Source organism: Frankia sp. CgJB1 (assembly GCF_977947065.1).
Genome location: NZ_CDWTNB010000024.1, coordinates 1 through 11,809, shown reverse-complemented (window position 1 = coordinate 11,809; position 11,809 = coordinate 1). Strand labels below are relative to the sequence as shown.

Annotated in this window: 10 protein-coding genes; 7 read left to right on the top strand and 3 right to left on the bottom strand. The window is 71.6% G+C overall.

The annotated features are described in order from the left end of the window. Positions 1 to 78: 78 nt before the first annotated feature. Positions 79 to 465, top strand: coding sequence for an OB-fold nucleic acid binding domain-containing protein (locus AC08OT_RS04935; protein ID WP_476591670.1), 387 nt, complete (start codon positions 79 to 81; stop codon positions 463 to 465). Positions 466 to 538: 73 nt separating this feature from the next. Next, the gene (locus tag AC08OT_RS04930) at positions 539 to 1,216 is read left to right on the top strand and encodes a DUF3159 domain-containing protein (RefSeq protein WP_476591669.1); all 678 of its coding nucleotides are present in this window, start codon (positions 539 to 541) and stop codon (positions 1,214 to 1,216) included. A 29-nt stretch (positions 1,217 to 1,245) separates the two neighbouring features. Here the strand turns inward: AC08OT_RS04930 and AC08OT_RS04925 are convergent, their stop codons facing one another. Together AC08OT_RS04925 and AC08OT_RS04920 are read right to left on the bottom strand one after the other, a co-directional pair. Next, positions 1,246 to 1,941 carry a potassium channel family protein gene (locus tag AC08OT_RS04925; protein WP_476591668.1) on the bottom strand — a complete coding sequence of 232 codons (696 nt, stop codon included), beginning with the start codon at positions 1,939 to 1,941 and terminating at the stop codon, positions 1,246 to 1,248. A 46-nt stretch (positions 1,942 to 1,987) separates the two neighbouring features. Continuing rightward, positions 1,988 to 2,659: a potassium channel family protein gene (locus AC08OT_RS04920; protein ID WP_476591667.1), complete on the bottom strand. Its 672-nt coding sequence runs from the start codon at positions 2,657 to 2,659 to the stop codon at positions 1,988 to 1,990. Between the two features lie 129 nt (positions 2,660 to 2,788). Between AC08OT_RS04920 and AC08OT_RS04915 the strand changes: the two genes are divergently transcribed. The 5 genes from AC08OT_RS04915 (at position 2,789) to AC08OT_RS04895 (ending at position 10,362) form a co-directional block, all read left to right on the top strand. Then, a complete protein-coding gene (locus tag AC08OT_RS04915) occupies positions 2,789 to 4,795 on the top strand; it encodes an APC family permease (protein WP_462187659.1) in 2,007 nt (668 codons plus the stop codon). Beyond that, complete coding sequence (locus AC08OT_RS04910; RefSeq protein ID WP_476591666.1) at positions 4,792 to 6,258, top strand: class I SAM-dependent RNA methyltransferase; 1,467 nt, start codon at positions 4,792 to 4,794, stop codon at positions 6,256 to 6,258. The genes AC08OT_RS04915 and AC08OT_RS04910 overlap by 4 nt, the downstream gene beginning before the upstream one ends. 301 nt (positions 6,259 to 6,559) lie before the next feature. After that, a complete protein-coding gene (gene dxs, locus AC08OT_RS04905) occupies positions 6,560 to 8,527 on the top strand; it encodes a 1-deoxy-D-xylulose-5-phosphate synthase (RefSeq protein WP_476591665.1) in 1,968 nt (655 codons plus the stop codon). A gap of 172 nt (positions 8,528 to 8,699) precedes the next feature. Then, entirely contained in the window at positions 8,700 to 9,698 is a 999-nt protein-coding gene (locus AC08OT_RS04900) for a lysylphosphatidylglycerol synthase domain-containing protein (RefSeq protein ID WP_476591664.1), read from the top strand. Between the two features lie 28 nt (positions 9,699 to 9,726). Next, entirely contained in the window at positions 9,727 to 10,362 is a 636-nt protein-coding gene (locus AC08OT_RS04895) for a hypothetical protein (protein ID WP_476591663.1), read from the top strand. Positions 10,363 to 10,422: 60 nt separating this feature from the next. On the opposite strand, the gene AC08OT_RS04890 is transcribed toward AC08OT_RS04895, so the two are convergent. Further along, positions 10,423 to 11,809 (bottom strand): 3-hydroxyacyl-CoA dehydrogenase family protein (locus AC08OT_RS04890; protein ID WP_476602567.1); only part of this gene is annotated, 1,387 nt, incomplete at its 5' end.

Here is an 11,809-nt window from a genome sequence, read left to right as displayed (position 1 = left end):
CGTTGCATTGGACGTGTTGGACGTGTTGGAGCAGCAGTTGCTTGCGCCGAGTCGCCGACGAGCCGGATCGGAGGAGCCGTGGGCGAGTCACGCGGCTGGTTGGGGCACAAGCTCCACAGACTGACAGCAGGGACGAGCGAGCTCGACGCCGAGGACCTCCAGGCGGCCTCGGCGGCGGCGGGCGCCGCCCCGATGAGCGGCTGTCGTGACCGGGACGAGATCTGCGTCGCGGGTACTATCCAGGCCGTGACGGTACGTGCGCCTTCGGGTGCACCGACCCTGGAGGTCGACATCTACGACGGCAGCGGCACCGTCACGTTGGTCTTCCTCGGCCGCCGGGACATCCCGGGCCTGCGGGCTGGCGCGTCGGTCAAGGCTTCCGGGCGCGTTACCGTGCAGGAGAACCGTCCGATCATCTTCAACCCGCGTTACGAACTACTCCCCGTTCCGTCGGCGAGCGCCTAGGTCGGCGGGTCCGCCCAACCCGACGGGATCTTAACCAGATATGCCACGTACGCCATCTCCCGACACGCCTCCGATGACGATGTCCGAGGCCATCGGCGGCCCACGGGGGATCATTGACAGCTCCGTGCCCACCGTGGCGTTTGTGACGGTGAACGCCGAGGCCGGACTGACCGCCGGCATTGCGGTCGCCATTGCCACGGCGGCCGCTCTGCTGGTGCTGCGCATCGTGCGCCGTGAGCCGACCCAGCAGACCTTTTCGGGGTTGTTCGCCGTGGCGATCGCTGCATTCGTGGCCTCTCGCACCGGGAACACGAAGGGGTTCTTCCTGCCCAGCATTGCGAAGAACGCGCTCTGGGGGGTGGTGGCCCTGCTGTCGATCGTCCTGCGCCGGCCGGTGGCGGGGTATCTCATGGCCGGTCTGGACAGCCGCTATGCGAACTGGCAGCGGGTGCCCCGCCAGCAGCGGGCCGCGGTGTGGGCGACGGTCGTCTGGATCGCCGTGTTCGGTGTGCGGTTCGTCGTGCAGGGGGTGCTCTACCTCGCCGACGAGCCCGGCTGGCTGGCCGCGGCCAACATCGCCCTGGGACTTCCGCTGTTCGGTGTCGCGGTGTTGGCCAGCTTCGCCATCGTCCGCCGGATCGCACCGCTGCTCCCCGCCGCCACCGACCCGACGGTCGTGGACGGCGAGGTGCTGGCCGGGGACGCCCCGCGCGGCGAGCCCCCGCGCGGAGAGCGGCGGCCTGCCGGCTGACCGCCTCCGCATCGCCAGCCTGTCGCGCGTCAGCCCGGCGTGCCCGCGCCTGCCGGCGCTTGACCGAGCAGCACGGCGAACTTCTCCTCGGCCTCGGCGTTCGTCGTGACCGCGAGAACCTCGTCGCCGTCTTCCAGAGTGGCGTCGGGCGAGGGAATGACCGCCCGTCCGTCACGCAGGATCACCACCAGGGCGCTGTCCGCCGGCAGGGCGATCTCGCTGAGCCGCTGGCCGATCACCGGCGCGTTCTCGGCCAGCGTCAGCTCGACGAGGGATGCATCGCTCTGCCGGAACCGCATCAGCTGGACGAGGTCGCCGACGCTGACGGCCTCCTCGACCAGAGCCGTGAGCAGGCGCGGCGCGGACACCGCCACATCCACCCCCCACGACTCGGTGAACAGCCATTCGTTCTTGGGATGGTTGACCCGCGCCACGACCCGGGGCACGCCGAACTCGGTCTTCGCGAGCAGCGAGACGACGAGGTTCACCTTGTCGTCCCCGGTGGCGGCCACCAGGACGGTGTACTCGTTCAGCCCGGCCGCGTCGAGCTGGGACAGCTCGCAGGCGTCCGCGAGCAGCCACCGGGCCTCCGGTAGTGCGTCGGTCCGGATCTTCTGCGGATCCCGCTCGATGATGAGCACCTCGGAGCCGTTCTCCAGCAGTTCGGCGGCGATGGACCGGCCGACCTTGCCCGCTCCCGCGATCACCACCCGGCGCACGCTCATCGCTTCTCCTCCTCGCGCGGCATCGTCTGCCTGGATCTGCCCGGAGCTACCCGGAGCCCTCGCCGTCCGGCCCGGTGCGCAGCACCGTGTCCGCCTCGGATGCGTGCGCCTTCGTCACGGCCACGTGCACGACGTCACCGTCCTGGACGAGGGTGCGGGCGTCGGGCAGGACACCCTCGCCGAACCGGGTCACGCAGACCACCCGTACCCCGGCGGACTCCTCCAGCTCCCGGATCCGGCGGCCCACCCAGGCGGGTCCTGGTGGGATCGCGGCCAGCAGCACCGAGCCCGACGGATCGGACCACTGCGGCGTGACAGCGTCGGGCAGGAGCCGGCCGAGGATCTGGTCCCGGGTCCAGCGCACCGTGGCGACGGTGGGGATACCGAGCCGCTCGTAGACCTCGGCCCGGCGGGGATCGTAGATCCGCGCGACGACCCGCTCGACCCCGAACATCTCGCGGGCCACCCGGGCGGCGATGATGTTTGAGTTGTCCCCGCTGGAGACGGCGGCGAACGCGGCGGCCCGCTCGATGCCCGCCTCGATGAGGGTGTCGCGGTCGAAGCCTATCCCGGTGACCCGCAAACCGGTGAAATCGCGCGGTAGCCGCCCGAACGCGGCGGGGTTCTGGTCGATGATCGCTACTGAGTGGCCGAACCGTTCGACGCTGCGGGCAAGCGCGGAGCCGACTCGGCCGCAGCCGAGGATCACGACATGCACAAGGGTTCAGGGTAGTCCGATCCGGCCTGACCGGCGCAGGTCACGTGGCCGGATCTCCGGATACGGAGCATCTGTGTGCTACGCCACACTGATGCTGAACTGCGTGGCTGGCGTCGGTAACATCGCCGCGTGGCGCTCACGGATCGCCTCAAGCGCGGTTTCGTCGGTCGACCGATCGGGAGCGACCGGCTTGGGGAGACACTGCTCCCCAAACGGATCGCCTTGCCCGTCTTCGCGAGCGATGCCCTTTCCTCGGTGTCGTACGCGACCGAGGAGATCCTGCTTGTCCTGTCACTCGGCGGGCTGGCCTTCTACCACTACTCGCCCTGGCTTGCTGGAGCCGTCGCCATCCTGATGCTGACGGTGGTGGCGTCCTACCGGCAGAACGTGCACGCCTACCCGAGCGGCGGCGGCGACTACGAGGTCGTCTCGGTCAACCTGGGCCCGCGGGCCGGCCTGCTGGTGGCCAGTTCCCTGCTGGTTGACTACGTCCTCACGGTCGCGGTGTCGGTGTCGGCCGGTGTCGCGAACCTGACGTCGGCCGTCACCGGGCTCGCCGCGCACAAGGTGCTCCTCGCGGTCGTCATCGTGATCCTACTGACGATAATGAACCTGCGTGGGGTGCGCGAGTCCGGCACGGCGTTCGCCATCCCGACCTACGGCTTCGTGCTCGGCATCTTCGTAATGATCGTCACCGGGCTGGTCCAGGCGGCCGTTGGTCATCCGCCGCGGGCCGAGAGCGCCGGATACCAGGTGGTCGCCGAACACGACTACGCGGGATTCGCCCTGGTGTTCCTGGTGCTGCGGGCGTTCGCCTCGGGATGCACGGCGCTCACCGGGGTCGAGGCGATCAGCAACGGGGTGCCCGCGTTCCGGAAGCCCAAGAGCCGCAACGCCGCGACCACCCTGCTGATGCTGGGGTTCATCGCAGTCACGATGTTCGGCGGCGTCACCGCGCTGGCTCTGATCTCCGACGTGCATGTCGCCGAGCACACCGGGGACCTGATCGGCGCCAGTGGTGAGCAGCCGACCGTGATCGCCCAGGTCGCCGCCGCCGTCTTCGGGGACGGATCGCCCGGCTTCGGCTACATCGCCGTCGTCACGGCTCTCATCCTGATGCTGGCGGCGAACACCGCCTTCAACGGCTTCCCGGTGCTGGGTTCGATCCTTGCCCGCGACGGCTACCTGCCGCGTCAGCTATACACCCGCGGCGACCGACTGGCCTACTCCAACGGGATCGTGCTGCTCGCCGGCTTCGCGATCCTGCTGATCGTCGTGTTCGACGCGCAGGTCACCGCCCTGATCCAGCTCTACATCCTCGGGGTCTTCATCTCGTTCACCCTCAGCCAGACCGGGATGGTGCGGCACTGGGCGCGCATCCTGCGCTCGGACGACCCGGCTGCGTCCGATCCGGCCGCCCGTCGGCGGATCCGCCGGTCTCAGGCGATCAACTTCTTCGGCGCCTGTCTCACCGGCACCGTGCTGATCCTCGTGCTGGTCACGAAGTTCACCCACGGTGCCTGGATCGTCTGTCTGGCTATCCCGATCATCTTTCTCGGGATGCGGGGGATCAGGGCTCACTACGACCGGGTCGCGGTCGAACTCACCCCGGAACCCGGGCCGCCGACCCTGCCCTCCCGGATCCACGCCGTCGTCCTCGTCAGTAAGATCCATGCCCCGACGCTGCGGGCCCTGGCCTACGCCAAGGCGTCGCGGCCGCACAGCCTCGTCGCGGTCACGGTCGCCGTCGACCAGGCGGAGGCCGATCGGCTCCGCAAGGCGTGGGCGGAGCGGGGGATCACCGTCGATCTCGTGGTGCTGGCCTCCCCCTACCGGGAGGTGACCCGCCCGGTGCTGGACTATGTTGCCCGGATCAGGCGGGAGAGCCCACGGGACGTCGTCGCCGTCTACGTCCCCGAGTACGTCGTCGGTCACTGGTGGGAGCATCTCCTGCACAATCAGAGCGCGCTGCGGCTCAAGGCCCGGCTTCTCTTCCAGCCCGGCGTCATGGTCACCAGCGTGCCCTGGCAGCTCGCCTCGTCCAGGCTGGCCGAGCAGCGGCTCGAGCGGACCGGGGCGGGCGCGGTGCGACAGGGCCGGGCCACGCTTCCCGGCCCGTCGGAGCGGAAGCGGTGAGTCGACAGCGCCGGCCCGCGCGATCGCGCGTCTCCGGGCACACCGCACGGCAGGCCCGCGCCCCGGGGATCGCGGTCGGCTCGCTGCTCGACCTCGACGTTGGGCCGGTGGCCCACGGCGGCTTCTGCGTCGCCCGCTCGGGCGGTCGGGTGGTGTTCGTCCGCCATGCCCTGCCCGGCGAACGGGTCCGTGCCCGAGTTACCGACGCCTCCCACGAGCGGTACTGGCGGGCGGACGTGGTCGCCGTCCTGACGCCCTCGCCGGACCGAGTGGTCGCGCCCTGCCCGCACGCCGGCCCAGGGTTGTGCGGGGGGTGCGACTGGCAGCATGCCGGCCTCGCGGCGCAGCGGCGCGGCAAGGCCGAGGTCGTGGCCGACGCCCTTCGGCGGTTCGGTGGCCTCGACGCCCGGGTCAGCCTCGCGCACGCCGGGTCCGGCCTCGGGACGGCGGCCGAGGCCGGACCCGGCGCCGAGCCGGCGCTGGAGGTGCTGGTCGAGGCGGTGCCCGTCAGCGGCCCGGAGCGGCTGACCGGATCCGACCGGTCCGGTGGCGTCGACGACGGACTGGCGTGGCGGACTCGGATGCGCTTCGCGGTGACGGCCGGCGGCGAGGTCGGGCTGCGGGCGAGCCGCTCGCACGAGGTGGTGGCGACGCCGGACTGCCGCATTGCCCACCCCCTCGTCCTCGCGGCGCTCGCCGGCCGGCGGTTCCCCGGGGCCGACGCCGTCGAGGTCGCGGCCAGCCCGGCGACCGGGCAGGTGGCCGTGGCGGTGCATCCCGCCGGCGCCGGGACGGTCGTCGACGACGGGCGCGCCGGGACCGGCGAGGACCCTGGGGAGGTCGGAGTCCCCAGGGAGGTCGTCGAGGTGGTGGGGGAGCGGAGGTTCCGGCTCGGGCCGGAGGTGTTCTGGCAGGTCCATCCGGCGGCTCCCGGCGTGCTGGTGGACGCGGTCCGCGGGGCCCTGCGTCCCCGAGCCGGGGAGACCGCGCTCGACCTGTATGCCGGGACGGGCCTGTTCGCGGCGTTCCTCGCGGAGGATGTCGGCGCCGCTGGCCGCGTCATCGCACTGGAGTCCGACGCCGCGTCGGTCGCGGCCGCGGCGAACAACCTCGCCGATCTGCCATGGGTCTCGCTGCGGGCGTTGCGGGTGACACCGGCTACCATCCGCGGGGTGCTCGGTACGGGCGGGCCGGCCGGCCGGGTCGATCTCGCGGTGCTCGACCCGCCGCGCACCGGGGCGGGCCCGGCGGTGGTGGCCGCGCTGCTCGCCCATTGCCCCCGCGCGGTCGCCTACGTCGCCTGCGATCCCGTCGCATTGGGTCGGGACCTCGCCGCCGCGGCAGCCGTGGGCTACGACCTTGTCGCGTTGCGCGTCTTCGACCTGTTCCCGATGACCGCCCACGTCGAGTGTGTGGCACTGCTCGAGCCGCGAGGCGCGGACCGGAGTCCGAACCTGGTGTGATTGCGCCGGTACCAGAAGTGTCGCCGGAACGGCGTGGACTCCACTTCCGGCCGCTTCTGGCACGACCTGGTCGTCCTGGCGTGTCGCCCGCGCGCCACGCCGACAGAGTGTGTGCATCCGCGTACTCGGATCCGGACCAATAGTGGACAACCGGGGAGGTGGATTCTACCGCGATCAGGCCTATTGCCTGAAGCTCTACGAGGAACTCACATGTCGGGTGCCCGTCTGCAAGGGACCAGGCGGGCTGCGTAGACTTTGCCGGACCCGGACCGATCCCCTTTCGGGAGAGGGAGTTCACGCCGTGTCGCTTCTGTCCACGATCAGTAGTCCGCAGGACGTCAAGCGCCTTGACCACGAGGAGCTCGGCACCCTGGCGGCCGAGATCCGTGATTTCCTCATTCACGCAGTCGCGCGTACGGGAGGTCACCTCGGGCCGAATCTGGGGGCTGTCGAGCTGACGTTGGCAATACATCGTGTGTTTGATTCGCCATTCGACCGCATCCTTTGGGACACCGGCCATCAGTCCTATGTGCACAAGATTCTGACCGGCCGGGCGGACGATTTCTCTGGGCTGCGCCAGCGGGGTGGCCTTTCCGGCTACCCCAGCCGGGCCGAGTCCGAGCACGACATCATCGAGAACTCGCACGCCTCGACCGCCCTGTCCTACGCCGACGGGCTGTCGCGTGCCTACGCGCTGCGTGGTGAGGACCGGGCCGTCGTCGCCGTCGTCGGTGACGGTGCCCTGACCGGCGGGATGTGCTGGGAGGCGCTGAACAACATCGCCGCCGACGACCGGCCCGTCGTCATCGTCGTCAACGACAACGGCCGGTCCTACGCACCGACGATCGGCGGCCTCGCCGACCACCTCGCCGCGCTGCGGCTGGCGCCCGAGTACGAGCAGGTCCTCGACGTCGTCAAGCAGGTCCTCGGCCGCACCCCGCTGGTCGGCCCCCCGCTGTTCGACGCGCTGCACGGCATCAAGAAGGGCATCAAGGACGTCGTCCAGCCGCAGGGCATGTTCGAGGACCTCGGCCTGAAGTACGTCGGCCCGGTCGACGGCCACGACGTCGTCGCGGTCGAGTCGGCCCTGCGCCGGGCTCGGGACTTCGGCGGGCCCGTCATCGTCCACTGCGTGACCCGCAAGGGCTTCGGCTACCCGCCGGCGGAGCAGGACGACGCCGACAACTTCCACGGCGTCGGCATCATCGACCCGGCGACCGGTAAGCCGGTGTCGACGTCGAAGACCATCAGCTGGACGAGCATCTTCTCGGGCGAGATCGTGCAGATCGGTTCCGAGCGGCCCGACGTCGTCACGCTGACCGCCGCGATGCTCCAGCCGGTCGGTCTCGGCGCCTTCGCCAAGGCCTACCCGGACCGGGTGTTCGACGTCGGTATCGCCGAGCAGCACGCCGTCACCTCGGCCGCCGGGCTCGCGATGGGTGGGCTCAAGCCCGTCGTGTGTCTCTACGCCACGTTCCTCAACCGCGCGTTCGACCAGGTCCTGATGGACGTCGCCCTGCACCGCCAGCCCGTGACGTTCGTGCTCGACCGGGCCGGTATCACCGGGGAGGACGGGGCGTCGCACAACGGCATGTGGGACCTGTCGTTCCTGCAGGTTGTCCCGGGGCTCGCGATCGCCGCCCCGCGGGACGCGCCGACCCTGCGGGCGGAACTGCGCGAGGCCGTGGGTAACACCGACGGCCCGACCGTCGTGCGCTTCCCCAAGGGCAAGGTCGCCGCGGACGTGCCGGCGATTGACACGGTCGGCGGGGTGGACGTGCTCTACCGTTCGCCGAAGGTGGCCCAGCGCCGCGAGGTGCTGCTGGTCTCCATCGGCGCGATGGCCGCGACCTGCCTGGAGATCGCGGAGCGGGTCGCGAGCCAGGGCATCGGCATCACCGTCGTCGACCCGCGGTGGGTCAAGCCACTGGACCCGGCACTGATCGATCTTGCCCGCGCCCACGACCTCGTCGTCACCGTCGAGGACAACGGCCGGGTCGGCGGGGTCGGGGCTGCGCTGGCCCAGTTGCTGCGCGACGCCGACGTCGACGTGCCCCTGCGGGACTTCGGCATCGCCCAGCGCTTCCTCGACCACGGCAAGCGGGACGAGGTCATGGCCGAGGTCGGGCTTGCCCCGCAGGACCTCGCCCGCAAGGTCGTCGAGGCCGTCGCGAAGCGCCAGCCGGCGATCGAGGACGACCCGGCCTCGCCCGGCGAAGCGGCCCCGGCGGGCGAGCGGGCCGGCGAGGCCATCGGCGACCAGCGCTGATCCCCGGCGCCCTGACCCCGGCGTCCTGACTCGGGCGCTCTGACCCCGAACGCACCCGGGTATCGCCCGGTCATCGGGGTTCGGCGGGCGAGGACCCGCCACCGTGTCGGGATCCGCCATCGTGTCGGGGCCCGGCACGATGGCGGCCCGACCGCCGTCCTAGGCTGACCAGGTGGGTGAGCACACCGTGTCGGCGCGCCGGGGCGCCGCCTCCCGCCGCCGGGCTGGGCGCGGCCCACGCTGGTGGGCCATGCGTGGTGCGCTCTTGGTGGCCCTCGGGTTGCTGGTTCTCGCCCTGGTCAGCCAGTGGAACGAGGTCGAGGAGTCCGTCCGCTCGCTCACCGTGGGCGGCGTGGTGGCCTCGGGTGTGGTCACCGTGCTTGCCGTCGGTACCACCGTGCTGTCCTGGCGGGCGTTGCTGGGAGGGCTGGGTGCCGCGCTTCCCCTGCGGGCCGCCGTGCGGATCTTCTTCCTCGGGCAGATCGGCAAGTACATCCCGGGCAGCGTGTGGCCGGTGCTCGCGCAGATGGAGCTCTCCCGCGACCACGGCGTCTCCCGGTCGAAGGCGGCTTCGGCGAGCCTGGTCGTATTGGCGCTCGCGGTGCCGAGCGGGGGGCTCGCCGCGGCGGTCACCCTGCCGTTCGTCTCTGCGCAGGCGCTCGCCGACTACTGGTGGGCGCTGGCGGTCGTGCCCGTCTTCGTCGTCGTGCTCTGCCCGCCGGTGCTGTCCCGCCTGTTGGCGCTGGCGTTCCGGCTGCTGCGCCGCCCACCGTTGACCGAACCGCTGCCCCCGCGGGCCGTCGCCGCCGGAGCCGGCTGGTTGCTGCTCAGCTTCTGCTGCTACGGGGTGGCGACCTGGCTGCTCGTCCGGGATCTGCATCCGGCGGTCGGCGGCGGCCGGCTGTTGCTGCTCTCCCTCGGGGCCTACGCCCTGGCCTGGACCGCCGGATTCCTGGTACTGGTGCTGCCCGCCGGGGCGGGGGTGCGGGAGGCGGTACTGGTACTGGCGCTGGCCCCGGCGGTCGCCAGTGGGCCGGCGACCCTGGTCGCGCTGGTGGCGCGGCTTCTCGCCACGATCGCCGACCTGGTCTGGGCGCTCGTCGGTGTCGCCCTGCGGCAGCGGGGTGCTCGGCTGTCGTGTACTGATGATGTGGTGCAGGAGCGAATGTGAGGAAGTGGGAGGAGGGTGGGGGTGCACCATGACCCGCAACGGCCACCCTGGTGGGCCCCCGCCGCCACCCGTCCCGCCGACCTCGTGGGGCGGCCCCGGGTGGCCGGGCGGGCCGCCGGCGCCCCGCCGTAGCCGGGCCCGGTGGCTGATTCCGCTCGTCCTCGTGCTCGCCCTCCTGGCCGGCGCGGGCGGGACAGGCCTGTTCCTGTTCTTCCGCTCCGCCAACGGCACTGCCGACGCCGTCCGCGCCTACCTGACGGAGGTCAGCGACTCGCGCTACGAGGCCGCTTACGCCCGCCTCTGCCCATCGGTCCAGGAACGCCGCCCGGCGTCCGAGTTCGCCATCATCATGCGGGCTCTGGACGATGTCCAGGGCGGTATCGCCTCGTTCGCCGTGCGGGGAGTGCAGATCCACCGGTCCGTGGGTTTCCCGACGGTCCGGGAGGTTCAGGTCGACGTCCGGCGCGGCAGCGCCTCGGCGAGTCACGAGACGTACCAGGTGGGCAAGGAATCCGGAAGCTACTGCCTGCTGGCGCCCGGCGCCCCGTTCTCCTTGGACCCGTCGCTGCCCCCGGATCTTCAGCCGCCGGGCCCGTTCGGTGATTTCCCCGGCAATGGCCGGCGTGGCGGTAGCGACGACGAGCCGCCGGTCCGCACGGCCTGACCCTCTTCGCCAGCCTGAGGTGAGACACCCATATGCTGAGTGCCGGTATTTCGGATTGGGTCAGCGCAGGGTGGCGACGCCTGGCGGGGTGAAGCGTTGCCCGGTGACGGCCTCGCTGATGCCGGTACGGTCCAGGTAGGGCGTGATGCCGCCGAGGTGGAACGGCCAGCCGGCGCCGAGGATCATGCACAGGTCGATGTCGGCGGCCTCCGTGACGATCTTCTCGGTCAGCATCAGGTGGATCTCCTCGGCGAGCGCCCGCAACGCCGCCTCGCGTACCTCGTCCCCGGTCAGCGGGGTGGCGGCCGGGGGCGGCGTGGAGATGAGCGCGGCGGCGTCCGGGTCGACGGTCTGGACGCCGTCCGGGCCCGTGGTGTAGACGCCGCTCCGGCCCGCCTCGACCAGCCGGGCGAGAGCCGCCGGCCGCCGGAACCGGTCCGGGAATGCCGCGTGCAGCGTCTCCGCGACATGCAGGGCGACCGGCGGCCCGACGAGGGCGAGCAGGGTCATCGGGGACATCGGCAGCCCCAGCGGATCGAGGGCGTGGTCGGCCTCCTCGAGCGGCGTACCGCCCTCCGTCGCGCCGAGCACCTCCCCGAGGAACCGGGTCAGCAGCCGGTTGACGACGAACGCCGGGGCATCGGCGACCAGGACCGCGTTCTTCTTCAGGTTCTTCGCCACGGCCAGCGTCGTCGCGATGGTGGCGTCGTCGCTGCGGGCAGCGCGGACCACCTCGACCAGGGGGAGGATCGACACCGGATTGAAGAAGTGCAGCCCGGCGACCCGTTCGGGATGATCGAGCCCAGCGGCCATCTCGGTGACCGACAGCGCCGAGGTGTTCGTCAGGAGCACGGCCGTGGGCGCTACGACGGCTTCGAGCTCCGCGAGCACGGTCCGCTTGACGGCCAGGTCCTCGAAGACCGCCTCGATGACGAGGTCCACGTCCGCGAAGGCGTCCTTGGTCAGGGATCCGGTGACGTTCGCCTTGTAGCGGTTCGCCTGGTCGGGGGTGATGCGGTGGCGCAGCAGGAGGTTGTCGATCTCCTGGTGGACCCCCGCGACCCCGGTGTCGAGCCGGGCCTGGTCGATGTCGGTGAGCACCACCGGCACCTCGAGCCGGTGCGCGAACACGAGGGCGAGCTGGCTTGCCATGAGGCCGGCGCCGACCACCCCGACCTTCGTCACGGGCCGGGCCAGCGCCGGGTCCGGCCCGCCCACCGGCCGCTTCGCCCGCTTCTGCACGAGGTCGAAGGAGTACAGGCTGGCGGCGAGCTCGTCGCTGACGGACAGATCGGCGAGGGCCTCGGTCTCGGCCGCGTACCCGGTGGCGCGGTCGGCGGTCTCGGCGAGCGCGAGGAGGTCCAACGCCCGGTAGGCGGCCGGCGCGGCCCCGTGCAGCTTCGCGTCGGCGAGCGCCCGGCCCCGTGCGATCGCCTCCGCCCAGGCC

What these genes read in the sequence shown, in the direction of transcription:
- AC08OT_RS04925 (WP_476591668.1), bottom strand. Translation starts at nt 1,941, where the DNA reads ATGAGCGTGCGCCGGGTGGTGATCGCGGGAGCGGGCAAGGTCGGCCGG.
- AC08OT_RS04930 (WP_476591669.1), top strand. Translation starts at nt 539, where the DNA reads ATGACGATGTCCGAGGCCATCGGCGGCCCACGGGGGATCATTGACAGC.
- AC08OT_RS04895 (WP_476591663.1), top strand. Translation starts at nt 9,727, where the DNA reads ATGACCCGCAACGGCCACCCTGGTGGGCCCCCGCCGCCACCCGTCCCG.